Annotated in this window: 20 protein-coding genes, 1 tRNA gene and 1 riboswitch; of the genes, 10 read left to right on the top strand and 11 right to left on the bottom strand. The window is 64.4% G+C overall.

Annotated features, from left to right (window positions below; genetic code table 11):
• Together QMG83_RS03605 and QMG83_RS03600 are read right to left on the bottom strand one after the other, a co-directional pair.
• Positions 1 to 1,104 (bottom strand): Gfo/Idh/MocA family protein, encoded by a 1,104-nt coding sequence (locus QMG83_RS03605; protein ID WP_283503978.1) that lies wholly within the window; start codon positions 1,102 to 1,104, stop codon positions 1 to 3.
• Positions 1,101 to 1,844, bottom strand: coding sequence for a sugar phosphate isomerase/epimerase family protein (locus QMG83_RS03600; RefSeq protein WP_283503977.1), 744 nt, complete (start codon positions 1,842 to 1,844; stop codon positions 1,101 to 1,103). Before QMG83_RS03600 ends, QMG83_RS03605 begins: the two co-directional genes overlap by 4 nt.
• Here QMG83_RS03600 and QMG83_RS03595 point away from each other — a divergent pair.
• Positions 1,833 to 2,504 carry a YqaJ viral recombinase family protein gene (locus QMG83_RS03595; protein ID WP_349357326.1) on the top strand — a complete coding sequence of 224 codons (672 nt, stop codon included), beginning with the start codon at positions 1,833 to 1,835 and terminating at the stop codon, positions 2,502 to 2,504. The two genes, QMG83_RS03600 and QMG83_RS03595, sit on opposite strands and share 12 nt — an antisense overlap.
• Here QMG83_RS03595 and QMG83_RS03590 read toward each other — a convergent pair.
• Together QMG83_RS03590 and QMG83_RS03585 are read right to left on the bottom strand one after the other, a co-directional pair.
• Positions 2,460 to 3,140, bottom strand: coding sequence for a hypothetical protein (locus tag QMG83_RS03590; RefSeq protein ID WP_283503975.1), 681 nt, complete (start codon positions 3,138 to 3,140; stop codon positions 2,460 to 2,462). The genes QMG83_RS03595 and QMG83_RS03590 overlap by 45 nt on opposite strands.
• Before the next feature lie 12 nt (positions 3,141 to 3,152).
• Complete coding sequence (locus tag QMG83_RS03585; protein ID WP_283503974.1) at positions 3,153 to 3,767, bottom strand: Pr6Pr family membrane protein; 615 nt, start codon at positions 3,765 to 3,767, stop codon at positions 3,153 to 3,155.
• A gap of 107 nt (positions 3,768 to 3,874) precedes the next feature.
• On the opposite strand from QMG83_RS03585, the gene QMG83_RS03580 reads away from it, so the two are divergent.
• Positions 3,875 to 4,840 carry an NADP-dependent oxidoreductase gene (locus QMG83_RS03580; protein WP_502948991.1) on the top strand — a complete coding sequence of 322 codons (966 nt, stop codon included), beginning with the start codon at positions 3,875 to 3,877 and terminating at the stop codon, positions 4,838 to 4,840.
• Between the two features lie 2 nt (positions 4,841 to 4,842).
• Here QMG83_RS03580 and QMG83_RS03575 read toward each other — a convergent pair whose 3' ends face one another.
• From QMG83_RS03575 to rplK, 3 genes are all read right to left on the bottom strand, one after another.
• Positions 4,843 to 5,478 carry a GNAT family N-acetyltransferase gene (locus QMG83_RS03575; protein ID WP_283503973.1) on the bottom strand — a complete coding sequence of 212 codons (636 nt, stop codon included), beginning with the start codon at positions 5,476 to 5,478 and terminating at the stop codon, positions 4,843 to 4,845.
• Between the two features lie 88 nt (positions 5,479 to 5,566).
• The gene (rplA, locus tag QMG83_RS03570; RefSeq protein ID WP_283503972.1) at positions 5,567 to 6,259 is read right to left on the bottom strand and encodes a 50S ribosomal protein L1; all 693 of its coding nucleotides are present in this window, start codon (positions 6,257 to 6,259) and stop codon (positions 5,567 to 5,569) included.
• Positions 6,259 to 6,690 (bottom strand): 50S ribosomal protein L11, encoded by a 432-nt coding sequence (gene rplK / locus QMG83_RS03565; RefSeq protein WP_097060284.1) that lies wholly within the window; start codon positions 6,688 to 6,690, stop codon positions 6,259 to 6,261. Before rplK ends, rplA begins: the two co-directional genes overlap by 1 nt.
• A gap of 190 nt (positions 6,691 to 6,880) precedes the next feature.
• Here rplK and QMG83_RS03560 point away from each other — a divergent pair, with 190 nt between their 5' ends.
• Positions 6,881 to 8,257 carry an HNH endonuclease signature motif containing protein gene (locus QMG83_RS03560; protein WP_283503971.1) on the top strand — a complete coding sequence of 459 codons (1,377 nt, stop codon included), beginning with the start codon at positions 6,881 to 6,883 and terminating at the stop codon, positions 8,255 to 8,257.
• A gap of 63 nt (positions 8,258 to 8,320) precedes the next feature.
• On the opposite strand, the gene nusG is transcribed toward QMG83_RS03560, so the two are convergent.
• The 3 genes from nusG to QMG83_RS03545 form a co-directional block, all read right to left on the bottom strand.
• Positions 8,321 to 9,325, bottom strand: a complete 1,005-nt coding sequence (gene nusG, locus QMG83_RS03555) for a transcription termination/antitermination protein NusG (protein WP_283503970.1) — start codon at positions 9,323 to 9,325, stop codon at positions 8,321 to 8,323.
• 63 nt (positions 9,326 to 9,388) lie between these two features.
• Positions 9,389 to 9,670: a preprotein translocase subunit SecE gene (gene secE / locus QMG83_RS03550; RefSeq protein WP_283503969.1), complete on the bottom strand. Its 282-nt coding sequence runs from the start codon at positions 9,668 to 9,670 to the stop codon at positions 9,389 to 9,391.
• A 51-nt stretch (positions 9,671 to 9,721) separates the two neighbouring features.
• Positions 9,722 to 9,794, bottom strand: a tRNA-Trp gene (locus QMG83_RS03545).
• A gap of 160 nt (positions 9,795 to 9,954) precedes the next feature.
• Here QMG83_RS03545 and QMG83_RS03540 point away from each other — a divergent pair.
• From QMG83_RS03540 to QMG83_RS03530, 3 genes are all read left to right on the top strand, one after another.
• Positions 9,955 to 11,271: a UDP-glucose dehydrogenase family protein gene (locus QMG83_RS03540; RefSeq protein WP_283504515.1), complete on the top strand. Its 1,317-nt coding sequence runs from the start codon at positions 9,955 to 9,957 to the stop codon at positions 11,269 to 11,271.
• Between the two features lie 333 nt (positions 11,272 to 11,604).
• The gene (locus QMG83_RS03535; RefSeq protein WP_283503968.1) at positions 11,605 to 13,623 is read left to right on the top strand and encodes a choice-of-anchor G family protein; all 2,019 of its coding nucleotides are present in this window, start codon (positions 11,605 to 11,607) and stop codon (positions 13,621 to 13,623) included.
• Positions 13,624 to 13,728: 105 nt separating this feature from the next.
• Entirely contained in the window at positions 13,729 to 14,925 is a 1,197-nt protein-coding gene (locus tag QMG83_RS03530; RefSeq protein ID WP_283503967.1) for a pyridoxal phosphate-dependent aminotransferase, read from the top strand.
• Here the strand turns inward: QMG83_RS03530 and QMG83_RS03525 are convergent.
• Positions 14,922 to 15,683, bottom strand: coding sequence for a 3-hydroxyacyl-CoA dehydrogenase (locus QMG83_RS03525; protein ID WP_283503966.1), 762 nt, complete (start codon positions 15,681 to 15,683; stop codon positions 14,922 to 14,924). The two genes, QMG83_RS03530 and QMG83_RS03525, sit on opposite strands and share 4 nt — an antisense overlap.
• Positions 15,684 to 15,750: 67 nt before the next feature.
• Positions 15,751 to 15,904: riboswitch (FMN riboswitch) on the top strand.
• Between the two features lie 169 nt (positions 15,905 to 16,073).
• Between QMG83_RS03525 and ribD the strand changes: the two genes are divergently transcribed.
• Genes ribD through ribH form a run of 4 tightly spaced genes read left to right on the top strand, consistent with a single transcriptional unit; the run spans position 16,074 to position 19,433 of the window.
• Positions 16,074 to 17,069 carry a bifunctional diaminohydroxyphosphoribosylaminopyrimidine deaminase/5-amino-6-(5-phosphoribosylamino)uracil reductase RibD gene (gene ribD / locus QMG83_RS03520; protein WP_283504514.1) on the top strand — a complete coding sequence of 332 codons (996 nt, stop codon included), beginning with the start codon at positions 16,074 to 16,076 and terminating at the stop codon, positions 17,067 to 17,069.
• The gene (locus tag QMG83_RS03515) at positions 17,069 to 17,674 is read left to right on the top strand and encodes a riboflavin synthase (protein ID WP_283503965.1); all 606 of its coding nucleotides are present in this window, start codon (positions 17,069 to 17,071) and stop codon (positions 17,672 to 17,674) included. The genes ribD and QMG83_RS03515 overlap by 1 nt, the downstream gene beginning before the upstream one ends.
• On the top strand, positions 17,671 to 18,963 hold the full coding sequence (gene ribA / locus QMG83_RS03510; protein ID WP_283503964.1) for a GTP cyclohydrolase II: 1,293 nt from the start codon (positions 17,671 to 17,673) through the stop codon (positions 18,961 to 18,963). Before QMG83_RS03515 ends, ribA begins: the two co-directional genes overlap by 4 nt.
• Positions 18,960 to 19,433, top strand: a complete 474-nt coding sequence (ribH, locus tag QMG83_RS03505) for a 6,7-dimethyl-8-ribityllumazine synthase (RefSeq protein WP_283503963.1) — start codon at positions 18,960 to 18,962, stop codon at positions 19,431 to 19,433. The genes ribA and ribH overlap by 4 nt, the downstream gene beginning before the upstream one ends.
• The last annotated feature ends 37 nt before the right edge of the window (positions 19,434 to 19,470 follow it).

The following is a 19,470-nucleotide window of genomic DNA, read 5'->3' as shown; positions in this document are numbered from 1 at the left end:
CTACAGGGTCGCTGTGCGGGGGTCCCATCCCTCGGGCAGCGATCCTGCCAGTTCGACCGTGCTTTCCACCGTCACGAACTCGCCGGATTCCGCCGCCTCGACCATCGAGACCATGACGTCGAGCACGTGATAGGCCTGCTCGCCGGATGCCCGTTCCGGCACTCCCGCGCGGATCGCCCGAGCCAGTTCGACCACTCCGGTGCCGCGACCGACAGCAGATTCGGTCGACACGATCTCGGCCTCCTTCGCGCCATCCGCCCACAGCAGCAGCTCACCGTCGAACATATTCGGATCCGGGAAAACGAGGGTGCCGGTCGAGCCCGCGAACTCGACGAACCCGCTGCGGGGCAACGCAGACTGGAAGCTGAAGACACACTGCGCCGACGCGCCGCTCTCGAACTGCACAAGAGCACTGATGTGAGTGGGTACTTCGACGGGGATCTCTTGCCCAGCCCTCGAACCCGAGCCGATCACGCGAGACTGTTTCGAGACGGATGACGTCGCCGCGACCCGTTTCACGGGGCCGAAATTCTGCACCAGGGTCGTGAGGTAGTACGGCCCCATGTCGAAGAGCGGGCCACCGCCGTGCACATAGAAAAAGTCGGGGTTCGGATGCCACGGCTCGGGTCCCGCATTCTGGAACAGCACCAGTGCCGTCAGCGGCGTGCCGATGCGGCCGTCCTCGATGAGCCTTTTGCCGGTCTGCAGCCCTGCGCCGAGAAACGTGTCTGGTGCCGTTGCGACGCGAAGACCCAGCCGTGCGGCCTCGGCGAGCAGCTGTTTGCCGCTCTCGCGGTCGAGGGCGATCGGCTTTTCGGTCCAGACGTTCTTTCCGGCCGCGAGCGCGAGCCTGGCCACCTCGACATGCGCGGCGGGGATCGTCAGGTTGACGACGATCTCGATGCCGTCGTGGGCCAGAAGCTGCTCGGTGGTTCCGCTGCCGGCCACCCCGTACTTGTCGGCCTGCTCCCGGGCGCGCGCCAGGTCGATATCGGCGATGAAGAGCACCTCAACATCGGGGAAGGTCGTCAGATTGTCGAGGTACTGGGTGCTGATGTTGCCCGCACCGATGATCCCGACGCCAACGCGTCCAGAGCGGCTCACAGGTCCTCTCCGAGCGATCGGAGGAACGTGACACTGTCTGCGAGCGCATCGAATACGTCACCGCTGAAGTCGTCGAGCTCGACGACCCGCACGGCCTGCGGTGCCGCTGCGAGCACATCAGCCACGGGCATCCTGCCGCTGCCGACGGCCACCTGGGCCTTGTTGTCCTCGCTGATGTCTCCATCTTTTACATGGATGAACGCCACGCTGTCACCGAGGCGCTCGAGCAGGCCCACCGCGGGCACCCCTCCGACCTGCGCCCAGTAGGTGTCGATCTCAAGCAGGACGGCTGGGTCGAGGTTGTCGGCGAACGCCTCCAGGGCGGTCGTGCCGTCCAGGTCGCCAAACTCCCACCAGTGATTGTGGTAACCGACGGTGATGCCGAGGTCGGCGGCGACGCTAGCGACGGCGTTGAGCTCGTTCGCCGCCCGGACGACGGAGTCTGACTCCGTCCAGACAGCAGCCGGGATGTTCGGATCGATGACCGTCGTCACCCCGAGCCGTCGAGCCGCGTCAAACACGGGAACCACATCTACGCCCAGCAGGGGGGCGTGTGCTGACGACGGTGTGAGACCGAATCGCGGCAACAGTTCTTCAAACATGTCGACTTTTTCCACCATGCCGAAGAGTTCGACAGTGGTGAACCCGAGACCGGCGATGCGCTCCAGGGTTGCAGCCGGGTCGGCTGCGAGAGCGTCCCTGACCGTGTAGAGCTGGACCGAAAGTGGATGTTGCGACACGGAAACTCCTTCGTTGACACACGAGCGCACCCACCACTGTATGACAATGGACACGTGAGCATTCAGCCCGAACTCGATCTGTGGGAGCTTCCCGCCCCGAACCACCGGGACCGGGTCGTTGCCAGCTCTGACGATCGGGTGGCGTGGATCCGGGCCCGTAGCCGCGGCGTCACCGCCACCGACGCTGCAAGGTTCTCCAGCGAGAAAGCCATGCACTCCGTGCTGCAGGACAAGCTGCTCGGCTCAGGGTTCGGCGGAAACGCCTACACCGACCACGGCAGGGCCCGCGAACCCGAGATCGCCCGCTGGGTTCGAGCGCGCCACAGGATCGAGCCGAGCTCCACACTTTTCCACGCGCACGGCCAACCGCTGCACCTCGCCACCCCCGACGGCGTTTCGACCCATGACGGCACGGTGGTGCTGGCTGAGATCAAGACGACGGGGCACTCGTGGCGCAGCATCCCCCGCTCCTACCTCCGTCAGGTGTGGTGGCAGCAGTACGTGCTGGGGGCCGAACGAACCCTCGTGGTGTGGGAGCAGCACAACGATTTCGTGCCGGTGAACCCTGAGCCGGAATGCCGCTGGGTGGAACGGGACGACAACGAGATCCACGTATTAGTGGGACTCGCCAACCGCCTGCTGGGGCTCATGCAGCGCTGATCGCGAGGCGGCTTCGCGCAGCAACCGAGCGGCGAGAACCGCACCGAACACCACGAGCCAGGTGATCGCGAGCGTCGTGGCGACGAACTCCAACCAGCTTCCCAACTCCAGCTGGAACCGGAACAGCGAGAAGATCCCACCGGTGGCTGCGATGACGGCGACCAGGATGCCCGCCACGCTCGAGAACACCGCGAGCGCGCGATGGTTGTGGGCGAACGCAGACTGGAGCATCGCCCAGCAGGCTGCCGCGAAGGCCAGCACCGCGACCAGGGTGTGCGTGAAATCCTGGAAGTTGAACGTCGACCCGTACGGGATCGGGCAGCCGGACGTGCACGTCACCTGAGAAGCGATGAGGAACAGATCGCAGCCGATCCACAGCGACATCGCGGGAGACCAGGCGCGCAGCACCCCCACCCGCGACCGCTCTCGGCGTCCGGCCCACGCGATCGCGCTCCCGCCCAGAACGAGCAGTAGCAGTGCGAATTCGAACCAGGCCGCTGTGTGCATGCCCTCAGCTCCCAGTTCGCTGACGTACACCCCTCCCGGGACCGACAGTCGCGCAGACCAGATGATCACGAGCGACATCATCACCAGCAGGCATCCCCCAATGGATGCAACGAACTCGGCCCTGCGCAAAGGAAGCTCTCGCTACGGCTTCAGGATTCGCACGCGACTGAGAGCCCACACCGCTGCGCCCACGACAGCAATCGCAACAGCGATACCGACGCAGTACAGCGCGACCACGCCATAACCGAGAGTCGGGCTGAGGAACGGATACGGCACCCAGCCGTCCGTCGCGCCACGCACAAGAACGACGGCGAGCCACACAATCGGATACCCAAGCACCAGCCAGAATCTGCGCCACGGCAGCGGGGGGCGATCCCCGAAGAAAATCCAGTCGACCGCGACATAGACCGGCATGGCAATGTGCAGCACGAAGTTGGCCCACTCCAGCTCCACGCCGCCCCCGCCCGGCGTATCCACCAGCAGAGTGTTGTACACGACACCGACAATGACGACATAGGCGGTCACGCAACCTCGAGCGAGGATCAGCGCTGGAGACTGCTTCTTCCCCAGAAAAATTACGACTGCAACAACAATCAGCACGATGGCCGCCAGGATGTTGCTCTGGAGAGTGAAGTAGCCGAAGAAGTTGAACGGATTAATCGGCGTCCGCGACGCGGTGTCTGCGAGCGTCGCGATGACGGCGGAAAGCCCCGCCACCCCCGCCAGAATACGGAGGGAGGCGAAGAGCAGATTCATCCTCGAATCCTATCGGTCAGAATTTGCACCGAAGTGACACTGCCGAAACAACGTTGACTCATTGGAGCCGTTTACTGGTGGAAGAACACCGGCAGGGAGGCCAGCAGATGAGCACAATGCGCGCCATCGTGATTGATGCAACCGGTTCGCCAGACGTCTTGCACCTCTCAGAGATTGCACGGCCGATCACGGTCAACGCCGAATTTCTGGTGAAAGTGGTTGCCGCCAGCGTCAACCCGATCGATGCCAAGTCCCGCGCCGGCGCCGGGGTCGCGGCGGCGTTCGGCGCGTTTCCGGTCGTGCTCGGCAACGATTTCAGCGGCCACGTCGTCGAGTCGCCCTACACATCGCATCCCATCAAAGTCGGGGACGAGGTGTACGGGATGACCATGGTTCCCCGGTTCGGCGGAACCTACGCCGAGTACGTCGCCGTTCCGGCGACCTGCATCGCGAAGAAACCCACATCCCTCTCCCACGTCGAGGCGGCGGCCGTGCCGTTGGCTGCGCTCACCGCATGGGGAGCCGTTGTTGACGTCGCGAAAGCGCACGAGGGTCAGCGCATCCTGATTCATGCCGGGTCGGGCGGAGTAGGTCACTTCGCGATCCAGTTCGCCAACTACTTTGGCGCCCGCGTCATCACCACGGGGTCCACTCGCAACACCGGCTGGCTGCGCGACCTTGGGGCGAGCCAGGTTATCGATCACACCCTTAGCAGATTTGAGGATGTCACCTCCGATCTCGACGTCGTCATCGACCTCGTCGGCAATCTCACGGAAGAGACCGCCACCCGATCGCTCGGCGTACTCAAGCCGGGAGGTCTCATCGTGAGCGTGCCGAGCGGCGCGTGGCCCACCATGGCCGAGGACGCAGCGGCCGCCGGAGTTCGCGCGACGGGGTATAAAGTGCCGGCAGACGGAGCGACACTGAGCGTCATCTCGCGGTTGCTCGAATCCGGTGATATTCGCGTCTTCGTCGATCAGGTCTTCGACCTCGATCAGGCCGCGGAAGCACACACAGCGCTGGAGACCGGACACACGCGCGGCAAGATCGTGCTCACCGTCAGTCCCGGCTGAACTCAGCGGAGCGGTCGTTCGCGAACGAAGTCGCTTTCCAGCCGTTCACCCAGACGGAAGGTCTTGGCGCCGACCTTCACAAATCCATTCTTCTCGTAGAAACGGTTCGCCCGCTCGTTCTGGTCGTTGACGCCCAGCCACACCGAGCGCGCACCCCGAGCGTTCGCTGCACTGACGGCTGCCTCGACGAGAGCCGCGGCAACCCGCGCGCCATGGAACGCGGCTCGCACATAGAGCTTGCTCAGTTCTGCGGTCGGGCGGGTGCTGACGGATGCCAGCACATCGGCATCCGTCGGGTCGCCGTGAACCACCATCGCGTAGCCGGCAATACCGCCATCGACCTCGGCGATGAACAGAGCGCGTTCCGGGTCCGACAGGTAGCCGGCGAAGGCCGCCTCCGACAGGTTCTGCGAGATGAAGGTCTCGATGCTCTCGAGCGGGGTGTCCGGGGGGCACGCCAGCGGGAAGGTTTCGGCGGCTACCCGGTGAAGGAGCGCCGTGTCATCCGGCCCCGCGCCCCGCACCTGCGCCTGCGCCTGCACCGGAGCCTGCGCCCGCTCCTCTACCTCTGCCTTCCGAAATGACGGAGGTGGCGGGGTTTTGGCGGCCCCTGGGGCCGTTTTGGGGGCTTTTGTCACGAGATCTCCGTCATTTCGGAAAGTGTACGGGGCGAGCGGGGACGCAGAAAAGGGGCCGACCGAAGTCGACCCCTTTCCCGGAAGTGAATTACGCCAGCGAGTTGACGTCGAGCGGGATGCCCGGGCCAAACGTCGTCGAGACGGTTCCCTTGGTGATGTAACGACCCTTTGACGAGCTGGGCTTTGAGCGAACGATCTCGTCGATCGCTGCCTTGATGTTCTCGCTCAGCTGGTCGTGGGTGAAGCCTGCCTTGCCCACGACGAAGTGCACGTTGGAGTGCTTGTCGACGCGGAACTCGATCTTTCCGCCCTTGATCTCAGACACTGCCTTGGCGGTGTCCTGGGTCACGGTGCCGGTCTTCGGGTTGGGCATGAGGCCGCGGGGGCCAAGCACCTTTCCGAGACGACCGACCTGGCCCATGAGCTCAGGGGTCGAGACTGCGGCGTCGAACGACGTGTAGCCGCCGGCAACCTTCTCGATGAGCTCGGCTCCACCGACCTCGTCGGCGCCTGCTGCGATGGCGGCGTCTGCGGCCGGTCCCGTTGCGAAGACGATGACGCGGGCGGTCTTACCGGTTCCGTGGGGCAGGATGACGGTGCCGCGCACCATCTGGTCTGCCTTACGCGGGTCGACACCGAGCTTCAGTGCAACCTCGACCGTGGAGTCGAATTTCTTCGATCCGGTCTCGCGAGCAACAGCGACTGCCTCGGTAGCCGTGTAGAACTTGCCGTCTTCGATCTTCTCGACGGCGGCCTTGTATGCCTTGGAATTCTTGGACATTATGCCTCCACCGTGATTCCCATTGAGCGAGCGGTTCCCGCGATGATCTTCATCGCGCCCTCTACGTCGTTTGCGTTGAGGTCAACCATCTTCTGCTCGGCAATCGTGCGAACCTGGTCCTTGGTGAGCTTCGCAACCTTGACGGTGTGCGGAGTTCCGGAGCCCTTGGCAACTCCTGCTGCCTTCTTGATGAGCTCTGCCGCCGGCGGGGTCTTGAGGATGAACGTGAACGAACGGTCCTCGTAGACGGTGATCTCCACCGGGATGACGTTGCCGCGCTGCGACTCGGTCGCAGCGTTGTACGCCTTGCAGAACTCCATGATGTTAACGCCGTGCTGACCCAGCGCAGGCCCGATGGGCGGTGCGGGGTTGGCGGCGCCGGCCTGAATCTGAAGCTTGATCAGACCCGTAACCTTCTTTTTCGGTGCCATTATTTTCCTTTTCTGTTCGAACTGGCCGGTGTTGGACAGCTCTCCCGACATCCGACGGATGCGGTGCGGTCGCCCCAGAAAGGGCAACCTGTTTATCTTACGGTAAATGTCGGTGGTTGGCCATTGAGAAGTGCGGCCCACCCCCCGAATGGGGGTGTACATATGTTCGAATGTCCGGTACGATCATGGTATGGTTCACCCCTCGACAATCGCCGGTCAGGTACAGGCCGTCGCCCACGAAGTGGCTGCCTTGGTTGAACTTCTCTGCGACGAGAACGCGACATATCCGGTGGCCGACGCCGTGGCGATGGTCGAGTCGGCCGGTCGGTTGATGGATTGCGCGCGAGTGCGAGTGCTTGCCCCCATAGTGGGCGACTCCGCCATCGCTGAGCGTCTGGGGTATGCGTCGCCCATTGCTGCGGTCGCGTCGCTGGCGCGCATCTCGGAGCGGTCGGCGGGCGCACGCCTAAAGGTCGCTGCAGCGGTGTGCGCAGACAGGGGGCTCACTGGCGGTTCGCTGCCGGCTCCGCATGCGTTGGTGGGCGATGCGCTCAATGCTGGCGCGGTTGGACTGGATGCCGCGACGCTGATCGCCACGGAACTGGCATCGATCGCCGGGCGCACGTCGTTTCGGGTTCTCGAGGCTGCCGAGAGCGTGATGGTGAATCTTGCGTGCGGCCTATCCCCCGCGGGTGATGCCGTTGCGGCCACGGTGTCTGTCAATTACCTCGCCGGAGAGATCCGTCAGGTCACGGCGGCAGCAGACCCCGACGGTGCCCGCCCCCGCGAAGAACGTGCGACACGTCGTCGGCAGTTTCGACTCGGCGCGCCCGACGAAGATGGCCTGATACCTGCCAATGGCAGGCTGATACCCGAGATCGGTTCGCTGCTCGCCGGGCTGCTGGAAGATCATCGCCGCTCCCCGAGGTTTAGCGATCCAGAATCCATTCTCGCGAGTACCGACGAGCTCGCCAGCGGCTACGACTCGCGCACCCCTGGGCAGCGCCGCCACGATGCGCTCGGCGAGATCTTCATCGCAGCGGCCGCGGGAGCAGGCGCACCCCGTCTCGACGGGCAGCCGGTCTCGGTGCTGGTCACCGTGACGGCCGCCGATCTCGCCAACCAGAGCGGCCGCGACTCAGATGCGATCGGCATCATGGCCGACTCCCCCTTCCCGGTATCCCGGCGCACCATCGAACGCTTCATCGACGCCGGCGGGTACCGCGTCGTGACCACCGACGAGACCGGTTCCGTCACCGCAATCAGTTCGCCGCAACGCTGCTTCACCCCTATGCAGAGACTGGGGATGGTGGCCCGGGACGGGCTCGGCTGCTCCACGCCCGGGTGCACCAGCCCCCACTACATGTTGCAGGCTCATCACGTGATCCCCGACCGAGATGACGGGCCCACCGCGCTCGATAATGGCATCCTGCTGTGCTACTGGCACCATCGAATAGTCGACGCCGGGCCGTGGCAGTACCGAATGTTCGCAGGCATTCCCTACGTGCGCGGGCCCGGAATTCCTGACTGGACACCGACCCGCAGTCAGGTCACTCGCGCGGCCTGATCAAACGAAGAAAGGGCGCACCCGGGTCTTCACCCGGAATGCGCCCTGCCCTCTGAAAAAAAACTACATCTTGGTGACCTGGTCGAAGCTGAGCTCGACCGGGGTCTCACGCTCGAAGAGCGACACGAGCACGATGAGCTTGCCGCTCTCGGCCTTGATCTCGCTGATCGAGCCGGGCAGGCCCGCGAACGAACCTTCCTTGATGGTGATGGTCTCGCCGATCTCGAAATCGATCTCGGCCGGGATGACTCGTGTCGGGGTCTTGCCCTTGCCGGGCGCACCCTTCACGGCAGGAGCTTCGACGATCTGCACGAGGCTCTTGAGCATGTTGAAGGCCTCTTCGAAACGAAGCGGGCGCGGGTTGTGCGAGTTGCCCACGAACCCGGTGACGCCGGGGGTGTGTCGAACAACAGACCAGCTGTCTTCGTTGAGATCCATACGTACAAGCACGTATCCGGGAATGCGCACGCGGTTGACGAGCTTGCGCTGGCCGTTCTTGATCTCGACGACGTCTTCCATCGGTACCTGAACCTCGAAGACGTAGTCTTCCATGGCCATTGAGATCTTGCGGTTGTCGATGTTCTGCTTCACGCGCTTCTCGAAGCCTGCGTAGGAGTGGATGACGTACCACTTGCCCGGCTTCTCGCGCAGCTCAGCTTTGAACGCGTCATACGGGTCAACGTCGCTTGCATCCGCGTCGTCGCCGAGGTCGGGTCCGTCGTACGGGGTGACGCCGGGCTTTTCTGCGGCCTCTTCCTCTGCCTCGATGTCGGCTTCGTCGTCGGTTGCCGCCACTGAGGCGTCGGCCTCATCCACTGAATCGACGTCGAGAGCGTGATCGACGATCGAGTCTGCCTCGGGGTCGATCGCGGCGTCGAGAGCCTCGAGGAGTCCTGCGAGGTCGCCCTCTTCCTCGTCGTCATCGATCACGTGCATCGCCTCGTGCTCAGCCGCATCTTCCGAGTGGGAGGCGGCGGCGTCGGTGTTACCCGTCTGCACTTCGTCGACCTCACCAGACTGCTCTGCTGCCGTAGCGAGCTCGAAGTCGTCGCGGTGGTTCTCAGACACAAAATCTCTTTTCGTTGCTGTTGTTCATGGGGCGAAACGTCGATCGCCGAAAAACTGGTTCGATCAGCCTGCGACTGTCGGATCGCCGAACAGGAAGTTGACCAGGGCGCTGAAGCCGAAGTCGAGCCCTGAAACCAGAGCCATCATGATGACGACGAATACCAGGACGACGAGGGTGAAGCTCACGAGCTCCTTGCGCGTCGGTGTAACCACCTTGCGCAATTCCCCGATGACCTGGCGCAAGAACAGCATGATGCCAGCGAATGGCCCCTGTTTCTGGGCGCGATCACTCTTGGCATTGGCTACGACGTCCTCGCTGGGATCGTCAACCACGTTTCTCGCCATTCGTTTACACCTTCCGATACCCCTGCACGCAGAACTGCGTTCAGGGATTTGCAGGGCGGACAGGACTTGAACCTGCAACCTGCGGTTTTGGAGACCGCTGCTCTACCAATTGAGCCACCGCCCTTCGCTTTCTGACGAACCACATTCCCCCGCTGTCACTAGGGGAGGGCGCGCAAAAGCTTGGCAGATTTCAACTACCTCCACCAGTGTACGTCATCCAAGTTGAACACCAAATCCCACAGATTGCGGCAAACTACTACTCGACCCCGACGAAAAGAGTCACCATCAAACTTTCCGTGATCGGATGCGGTTACCTTGGCGCCGTACATGCCGCAGCGATGGCCGAACTGGGCCACGACGTCGTCGGCATCGACGTCGACCAGGCCAAGATCGACGCGCTGTCGGCCGGCGAGGCCCCCTTCTTCGAACCGGGGCTTCCCGAGATCCTGGTATCAGCTACTGCGACCGGACGGCTGCGGTTCTCGACCAGCATGGAAGATGCCAAAGGCTCGCAGGTGCATTTCATCGCCGTCGGCACGCCGCAGAAGAAGGGGTCGTACGCCGCCGATCTCACCTACGTGAACGGCGCAGTGCGTGACCTCATCCCGTTCCTGAATCCGGGCGATCTGGTCGTGGGAAAGTCGACAGTTCCTGTGGGAACTGCCGAAGCGCTCGCATCGATGATTTCGGAGTCAGGGGCCGATGCGATGCTGGCATGGAACCCGGAATTTCTGCGGGAAGGATTCGCAGTCAAAGACACCATCTCACCCGACCGGCTCGTCTACGGCCTGCCCCCCGAGGAGCAGGCTGCCTCCGCGGCGAAGGCATTGCTGGATGGCGTGTACAGCTCGGCGCTGAATGCGGGCACACCGCTGATCGCCACCGACTACGCGACCGCCGAGTTGGTGAAAGTCTCCGCAAACGCGTTCCTGGCCACCAAGATTTCTTTCATCAATGCGATGGCCGAGATTGCTGAGGTCACCGGTGCGGACGTGACACAGCTGGCGGACGCCATCGGCTTGGATGTCAGGATCGGGCGACGATTCCTGGGCGCCGGTGTCGGGTTCGGCGGAGGCTGCCTGCCCAAGGACATCAGGGCGTTCACTGCGCGAGCGGAAGAGCTCGGCAGGGGTGAGTCCGTAGCGTTCCTCAAAGAGGTGGATGCCATCAACCTCCGTCGGCGGCAGCGGGTTGTCGACCTGACCGTCGAATCGCTCGGAGGTTCCGTCAACCTCAAAAAGGTGGCCGTGCTGGGTCTCGCATTCAAGCCCTATTCCGACGACATCCGCGACTCTCCGGCATTGGATGTCGCTGTGCAGCTCCGCGGACTCGGCGCCACAGTAGTCGCCACAGACCCGCACGCGATCGCGAATGCGCGGAAGCTGCATCCTCAACTCGATTACGTCGACACCCTCGAGGAAGCGCTGACCGACGCGGATGCCGTGGTGCTCGTCACCGAGTGGGAAGAATTTCGGCACCTTGACGCGGAGTGGGCAGGCCGGCTCGTGCGGAACCGCATCATGGTTGACGGTCGCAACAGCCTGGACTCCGCGGCTTTCCGCGCGGCGGGCTGGACCTACCGCGGTCTCGGCAGGCCGTAGCTCAGCATTCCCCGTCGACATAGCCCGCTCCGGCGGGGACTGTGTCGCGCCCAAAACCCTTGATGAAAAAGTCTCATAACGCTCGTCATAGATGGCGTCATGGGCTGTCTCTTTAAATAAGCGACGACTCGATGTGTCGCCTGCGAGACATACCCGCTCGCGTTCGGCACAGCTAAATATCGAGCAGTACCCGCTTTTAGGGCGCAACGAAGCTGAGGTCAGGCAGTATTCGTCAAGCTCACCGTCTCCAGTCAGAGACAACCCGAGTTGATTTCGACGCAGATCGCACCACAGCTTCCTCACCCTCTCACCAGGATCAGGAAGGTACCAGTCGTGTTCACACCACATTCATCACACTTCGGAAAGCCAGTAGGGAGTGCTGCCGCGTCTGTCGTCAAACGGGTCGGCGCATCCGTAGGAATCTGCGCTCTCACGGTGGGATTTGCCCTAGCGGGTCCTGGCGCAGCATCCGCCGCCACCCTGCCAGCCTCCTACGGCGAGGGGCAGTTCCTGTCTGGCACTCTGCTCGGCCTCGATCTTAATTCGATCGTCGAACTCACGCCGGCATTCGCGAGCAACAACGGCTCACAGCCGATGCAGAGCAGCAGCGACCCGCTGTCGGTGACGGCGTTGAACACGATTGGCGTGAACAGCGGGAACGCCGCGCACCTGAGGCTCGGTGACGTTCTGGACGCGAGAATCCTGCACCAGTTCGCCCAGGCCGCCAAAGACGGATCGTCGATGGCCACGTCTGGAGCCATCGGCAAGGGTGACGACATCGATCTTCACCTCAACTCACTGCTCAATGGCACGTACGCTCCCGTCCTGAGTGACCTGAAGCTCTCGCTCGACGCCGTAGCCGCCGAGGCTAGGGCGAGCCTGACGACCGCGTCGGGCGATTACACGCTGGCGGAAGCGACGCTGTCGTTCACGAGCCCAGCCATCGCCCAACTCAGCCCGAAGGTGAATACGGCGCTCCTGCCGGTGGATGCCGCGATTGCCAGCCTGAGCGGAAACGATGGCATTCTCGGCAACGCCGTCGACCGCGTCGTCGACCCCGTCCTCGGAGCCATCGGGTCGTCAGCCAACGTGTCTGCGGTCGTGACGGCCGATGTGCACGGGGCGGTCCAGCCCTTGCTCACGGGCACGTACGGCAACGGCGGGGTGACGTTCAACCTCCAGACGGGTGAGGTCTCGGTCGATCTCGCACAGTTCTCAGGGGGAAAGCTCAACGATCTCGCTCCCGGAACGGAGCTACTCTCGGGCCCGGTCGTCAACCAGATCCTGAACGGCATTACCGACACCGTGTCGACCCTCACCGATCAGATCGCCGAAAAGGTGACTGTCGCTCTTCGCGGAGCGCAGGTGACCGTGCACGCTGACCTCGACATGCTGTCTCCGCAGAGGTCACTTGATAGCCAAATCTGTAGGGACATCCAAGTGCCAATCATCGGCGACATCGTCACGCCGATCACCGGCGGTGTCCTGGGCGGCCTGGGTGGTCTGCTTGGTGGCACCACGGGGACCACCGGCGGAACCACAGTGACTCAGGGCGTCATCGGGTACACCACGAAGACAGTCTGCGACGTGGTCTCGAAGGCGTTGCCGGATCTGCGCAGCACGGTCAACGTCGACATCAAGGGAACCGTGCAGCAGATCCTGGGCGGCACGGCCGCGACGGCCGCTGCGTCGGTCTCCCTCCTGGGCGGGACGGTCTCTGCAAAAATCGACGCCGACCTGATCCTTGACGGTCTGGCAGCAGGACTGAACGACTCGCTGTTCGACTCGGACGGCGCCGTGGCGCAGGTCGTTGACCGGCTCAACGCCGGTCTGCTCAACCCGGCGGTCGATGGTCTGCTCGGCAGCAAAGGCGTCGGCACCGTGTTGACTTCCGTCATATCGGTGAAGGTGAACCTGCAGGAACTCACCCGGGGTGCCCATGGCAGCAAGGATGCAATGTTCACGCAGACCGCGGTCAGGGTTACCGTGCTCGGGGGCGCAGGATCCTCGAAAGGCGCCACCGTCAACCTGGCGCAGGCCAGCGTCGGGCCGAATGTCACCAGGATCGTTGACTCGTGTGCAACCAACTGCACTCCCGGAGCGTCGAATCCAGACCCCAACTGCACATCGAACTGCAACGGCGGCGGACTCGGAACCAGCGTGCCCACCGAGATCAACGGAAATGGCGCCGGTGCGGGAGCGCCGATCACCTCGGCGACAAACCGTCTTGCGTACACCGGCGTCGGAATTGCCACACTGATCGCCGTCATTCTCGCTCTGCTCGCGGCGGGTGCCTACCTGGCGCGGGAAGGCTACCGGCGCAACCACGCGAAATCCGTCGCCACAGACTGACGCACAGCCGGCCGATGACAGCCCGGTGGCCGGAACCAGGACCCACGTCCGGTTCCGGCCACCGTGGCGTGTGCGACCGAGAGGCGACCGCCGTAAACTTGACCCGTGACTCAGACCCGCATCTCCCGTCGTATCGCCGCCATCGCCGAATCCGCCACCCTGAAGGTCGACGCGAAGGCCAAGGCCCTCCAGGCCGAGGGTCGGCCCGTCATCAGCTACGCAGCTGGGGAGCCCGACTTCGCGACTCCGTCGAACATCGTGGATGCGGCATCCCGGGCCGTTCTCGACCCGAAGAACTATCGCTACACGCCAGCGGCCGGCCTGCCCGAACTGCGCGAAGCGATCGCCGCCAAGACCCTGCGCGACAGCGGATGGGATGTCAGCGCCTCACAGGTCATCGTCACCAACGGCGGTAAGCAGGCCGTGTACCAATCCTTCGCAACGTTGCTCGACCCCGGAGACGAAGTGCTGCTGCCGGCTCCGTACTGGACGACGTACCCCGAGGCGATCCAGCTCGCCGGCGGTGTGCCGGTCGACGTCTTCGCCGGGGCCGACCAGAACTACCTCGTCACGGTCGAGCAGCTCGAGGCAGCACGCACCGACCGCACGAAGGTGCTGCTGTTCGTCTCGCCGTCGAACCCCACGGGCGCCGTCTACTCCCCCGAGCAAACCCGCGCCATCGGCGAGTGGGCGCTCGAACACGGGCTGTGGGTCATCTCGGACGAGATCTATCAGAACCTGGTCTACGACGGCGTCAGGGCCGTGTCCGTGGTCGAAGCGGTGCCGGCGCTCGCTGACCGCACCATCCTGGTCAACGGGGTCGCCAAGTCTTACGCCATGACGGGATGGCGGCTCGGCTGGATGGTCGGCCCCGCCGATGCCATCAAGGCCGCGTCGAACCTGCAATCACACCTGTCGTCGAACGTGTCGAACATCTCGCAGCGAGCGGCGATAGAAGCCCTCACGGGCCCGCAGGACCAGATCGAGGTCATGCGCCAGTCGTTCGACCGCCGCCGCAAGCTGATCGTGTCCGAGCTCAACAAGATCGACGGTCTCGTCTGCCCCAACCCCGAGGGCGCCTTCTATGTGTACCCGGATGTCACGGGGCTGCTCGGTCGCGAATGGGGCGGGGTCACGCCCACGACCTCGCTCGAGCTCGCGGACCTGATCCTCGACCAGGCCGAGGTCGCTGTGGTGCCCGGCGAGGCCTTCGGCCCATCGGGTTACCTGCGACTCTCGTACGCGCTCGGCGACGAAGCGCTGCTGGAGGGCGTGCAGCGGCTGCAGAAGCTGTTCGGCTAGCGCGGCGCCATCCTGATCGCGCCGTCGAGGCGGATCGTCTCGCCATTGAGCATCGGGTTGTCGACGATGTGGGCGACCAGCGACGCGTACTCCTCGGGCTTACCCAGCCGGGCGGGATGCGGCACCTGAGCACCGAGCGACGCGATCGAGTCTGCGGGTAGCGCGTCGAACATTGGCGTGTGAAAGATTCCCGGCGCGATCGTGACCACGCGGATCTTGAACTGCGCGAGTTCGCGGGCGATGGGCAGTGTCATCCCGACCACCCCGGACTTCGAGGCCGAGTACGCGGCCTGCCCGATCTGACCGTCGAACGCTGCCACCGAGGCCGTGTTGACGATGACCCCTCGTTCCTCGTCGTCGGTCGGCTGCTCGGCCATGCTCGCCGCAGCGATGCGGATCATGTTGAAAGTGCCGATGAGGTTGATCTCAATCACCCGGCTGAAGCTGTCGAGCGGGAAGGGTCCCTTCTTGCCGACCACCCTGGCCGCCGGAGCGATTCCGGCGCAGTTGACGAGGATGTCGAGCCCGCCCAGGCTCGCCGCCGCCTCGACGGCGCGGATGGCATCCGATTCGCTCGTGACATCCGTGGGCACGAAGTGGGCGCGCGACCCGAGTTCGGCCGCGACCTCGACCCCTCGGGAGGTCTCCAGATCGGCGATCACGACGGTGGCACCGCCATCCAGAAGCCTGCGTGCAGTGGCAAGACCCAGCCCCGACGCTCCGCCCGTGATCAGAGCAACAGTGTTTTCAACTCGCATGTGACTCACTATATGTCTCGGGAATATCGCGGGCCCCGGGAGGTTGACTAGACTCGTAAGCAGTAAATACGTGCTCCGGGGTCGGTGAAAGTCCGAACCGGCGGTGATAGTCCGCGAGCCACTGAAGGGCGAAAGCCTCGATGTGGTTGACCTGGTGAAACTCCGGGACCGACGGTAATGGGTTGGCAACAATCCTCAGTCCGGATGAGAGGCAGCACGAGCGTCACGGCAATCAGGTCGCGCCGCAGGTCTCACGACCGTTAACCCGGAGTCCGTCTTTCACCGAGACGAGGACACCGGATGAGTGCAGTGCCACCGAGTGCAGTGCCGCTGAGTGCAGTGCCACTGAGTGCAGTGCCACCGACCGCAGGGCAGGGCTTCGAGCCCGCCATGCGTCGTGCCCTCGAACTCGCGGCCCACGGACCGGCCACCGGCGTCAACCCGCAGGTCGGCTGCGTGCTGCTGGATGCCACCGGCACGGTCGTCGCGGAAGGTTGGCACCGCGGCTCGGGTACGCCCCATGCCGAGGTGGACGCGCTTTCGAAGGTGGACACCGCCGTCGGGCTGACCGCGGTGGTCACGCTTGAGCCCTGCAACCACACGGGTCGCACCGGCCCCTGCAGCGAAGCGCTCGTCACCGCTGGTGTCGAACGCGTCGTGTACGCCGTGTCGGACCCGGGACCCACCTCGGCTGGTGGTGCCGCACGACTGCGCGACGCCGGCCTGGACGTGATTGCGGGCGTTCTGGCCGCCGAGGCCACTGAGTTTCAGCGCGCCTGGCTGCTGGCGACGAAGCTGGGGCGGCCATTCGTGACGGTCAAGTGGGCGTCGAGTCTCGACGGCAGGGCGGCAGCGGCCGATGGTTCGAGCCAGTGGATCACGGGAACGGCGTCGCGGCAGCGTGTGCACGAGCAGCGCGCGGCCAACGACGCCATCCTGGTCGGCACCGGGACGGTGTTCGACGATGACCCCTCGCTTACCGCGCGGGGCGATGCCGGCGAGCTGCTGGCCGAGCAGCCGCTGCCCATCGTCATCGGCGAGCGCCAGATCCCTGGCACGGCGAAACTGTGGGATCACCCGCGAGGGGTGCTGGAGACCGGCAGCCGCAACCTCGAAGAGATCCTGACCTGGCTGTTCGAACAGGGAATCCGGCGCGCCTTCGTCGAAGGCGGGCCGACGCTCGCGAGTGCCTTCGTCGCAGCAGGACTCGTCGACGAATACCTCATCTACCTCGCCCCGAAACTGCTGGGTGGCGACCGCCTCGCCATCGGAGACATCGGCGTGACGCACGTCGGCGACGCCCGCGAATTGCGTATCACCGCCGTTGAACACCTCGGCAACGACATCCTCCTGGTCGCAAGACCCATGACAGAAGCAGGTCACTAGTGTTTACCGGAATCATCGAAGAACTGGGCGAAGTCACGGCCTGGGAGGTCAACGGCGACGCTGCCCGCATCACCGTTCGCGCACCCCTGGCCGTGAGTGATGCTCGCCACGGCGACTCCATCTCGGTGAGCGGAGTCTGCCTAACCGTCGTCGACCAGGGCACTGACTGGTTCACCGCCGACGTGATGGCGGAGTCGATCGCCATGTCGACGTTTGGAGGCATTTCTGCTGGCCAGGCCGTGAATATCGAGCGAGCAGCACAGGTCGGCGACCGCCTCGGCGGGCACATCGTGCAGGGCCACATCGACGGCACAGCATCGCTGCTCTCGATCGACGAGGGAAGCGCCTGGCGGGTGCTGCGTTTCAGCCTGACCCCGGACATCGCACCCCTCGTCGCGCGCAAGGGATCCATCGCCGTGGATGGCGTCTCGCTCACCGTCAGCGCGGTCGGCGCGGACTGGTTTGAGGTCTCGCTGATCCCCGAGACCCTGGTCGCGACGGTGCTCGGCGCCAAGGTGGTGGGCGATTCCGTGAACATCGAGACGGACATCCTGGCCAGACACGTCGAACGGATGCTGAGTTTTGATGGAAGGTCAGACCGATGAGTCTTACGAACATTCCCGCTGCCCTCGACGCTCTGCGCGCGGGAAAGCCGATCATCGTCGCAGATAACGAGAGTCGCGAGAACGAGGGCGACGTCATCCTGGCCGCCCAGACGGCCACCCAGGAATGGCTGGCGTGGACGATTCGCAACACCTCGGGGTTCATCTGCGCCCCCATGACCAACGAGATCGCCGACCGGCTCGAGTTGCCCCTGATGGTCGTCGACAACGAGGATCCGCTGAGGACGGCGTACACGGTGAGCGTGGATGCCGCGGATCGCATGAGCACGGGAATCAGTGCCGCCGATCGGGCTCACACCCTGCGGGTGCTGGCGGACGTGACATCCACGCCGATGAGTCTCAACCGCCCAGGGCACATCATCCCGCTGCGTGCTGTCGACGGCGGGGTGCGCGAGCGCCCCGGACACACCGAGGCCACGGTCGACCTGCTGAAGCTTGCCGGGCTGGTTCCGGTGGGTGCGATCGGCGAGATCGTCGCGGACGACGGCGAGATGATGCGCCTTCCCGGCCTCATCGCGCTCGGTGCGGCCATGGACATCCCGGTCGTCACGATCGCGGCGCTCATCGACTACCTGCAGGAATGGCACTGCGACTCGCAGGTGCCGCTTGCCGTCGAGATCCCGGAGACGTCCCGCGTGATCTTCGAGGTGGAGACGACGGTGCCCACGGCCCACGGAGCATTCCGCTTCAGGGCCTACCGCGACAGGATGACCGGAGCCGACCACCTCGCCATCATCTCGGGAACACCCACCGATGGAACGCTTCTGCGCGTGCACTCCGAGTGCCTCACCGGTGAGGTCTTCCACTCCGGCAAATGCGAATGCGGCCCCCAGTTGGACGCTGCGCTCGACATGATTCACGAGCAGGGCGGAGTCGTCATCTACATGCGCGGGCACGAGGGTCGCGGCATCGGGCTCATCAACAAGCTGAAGGCCTACCGACTTCAGGAGGACGGACTCGACACCCTCGACGCGAACCTCGCCCTCGGCTTCTCGGCCGACGGTCGCGACTACAGCGCGGCGGTCGCCATCCTGAACGATCTCGGCATCGGCCGGGTCAGGGCCATCACCAATAACCCCGAGAAGCTTCGCCAGCTCGAGGAGCGCGGCATCACCATCGACGAGCGCGTGCCCCTCGTCGTCGGTGTCGGAGAGTTCAACGAGGGGTACCTCGAAGCCAAGCGTGACCGCATGGGTCACGTGATTCCCACCACCGATGTGCTCGATGAGGCGCTTGCCGCGTCCACGGCACGAAAGGCTGAAAATTCATGAGCGGCGAAGGACATCCCGTACTCGACACCGATGGCACCGGCCTGAAGGTCACCATCGTCTCCGGACTGTGGCACCACCGAATCGCGGAGGGGCTGCTTGCTGGCGCCCGCCGGGTGCTGCTCGCCTCGGGCGCTGAGGTCACCGAGATTCAGGTTCCCGGAAGCTTCGAACTGCCGGTGGCGGCGAAGGTCGCGCTCGATGCCGGCGCCGACGCCGTGGTGGCGCTCGGCGTGATCGTGCGTGGGGGAACCCCGCACTTCGAGTACGTGAGTGCCGCCGCAACAGACGGACTCACCCGTGTCGCCATCGACACCGGCAAGCCGGTCGGCTTCGGGGTGCTCACCCTGGACAACGAACAGCAAGGCATCGACCGCGCCGGGCTGCCCGGCTCCAAGGAAGACAAAGGCGCCGAGGCTGCCGAGGCAGCCCTCGCCACCGCGATTGTTCTGCGGGGCATCCGCAACTCATAGCGGCAGGTGGAGCACACGTCGTGCGACACCGACACAC

The sequence above is a fragment of the Salinibacterium sp. G-O1 genome (genome assembly GCF_030063305.1).
In the GTDB taxonomy this organism is placed as follows: Bacteria; Actinomycetota; Actinomycetes; order Actinomycetales; family Microbacteriaceae; genus Rhodoglobus.
The sequence above is the reverse complement of the archived record's forward strand: the minus strand, read 5'-3'. Positions and strand labels throughout refer to the sequence as shown.

Coding starts and splice junctions, on each gene's coding strand:
- secE (WP_283503969.1), bottom strand. CDS start 9,670: ATGGCGAGAAACGTGGTTGACGATCCCAGCGAGGACGTCGTAGCCAAT.
- QMG83_RS03585 (WP_283503974.1), bottom strand. CDS start 3,767: ATGAATCTGCTCTTCGCCTCCCTCCGTATTCTGGCGGGGGTGGCGGGG.
- QMG83_RS03580 (WP_502948991.1), top strand. CDS start 3,875: ATGAGCACAATGCGCGCCATCGTGATTGATGCAACCGGTTCGCCAGAC.
- ribA (WP_283503964.1), top strand. CDS start 17,671: ATGAGTCTTACGAACATTCCCGCTGCCCTCGACGCTCTGCGCGCGGGA.
- rplA (WP_283503972.1), bottom strand. CDS start 6,259: ATGTCCAAGAATTCCAAGGCATACAAGGCCGCCGTCGAGAAGATCGAA.
- QMG83_RS03525 (WP_283503966.1), bottom strand. CDS start 15,683: ATGCGAGTTGAAAACACTGTTGCTCTGATCACGGGCGGAGCGTCGGGG.
- ribH (WP_283503963.1), top strand. CDS start 18,960: ATGAGCGGCGAAGGACATCCCGTACTCGACACCGATGGCACCGGCCTG.
- rplK (WP_097060284.1), bottom strand. CDS start 6,690: ATGGCACCGAAAAAGAAGGTTACGGGTCTGATCAAGCTTCAGATTCAG.
- QMG83_RS03560 (WP_283503971.1), top strand. CDS start 6,881: ATGGTTCACCCCTCGACAATCGCCGGTCAGGTACAGGCCGTCGCCCAC.
- ribD (WP_283504514.1), top strand. CDS start 16,074: ATGCGTCGTGCCCTCGAACTCGCGGCCCACGGACCGGCCACCGGCGTC.
- QMG83_RS03595 (WP_349357326.1), top strand. CDS start 1,833: ATGTTGCGACACGGAAACTCCTTCGTTGACACACGAGCGCACCCACCA.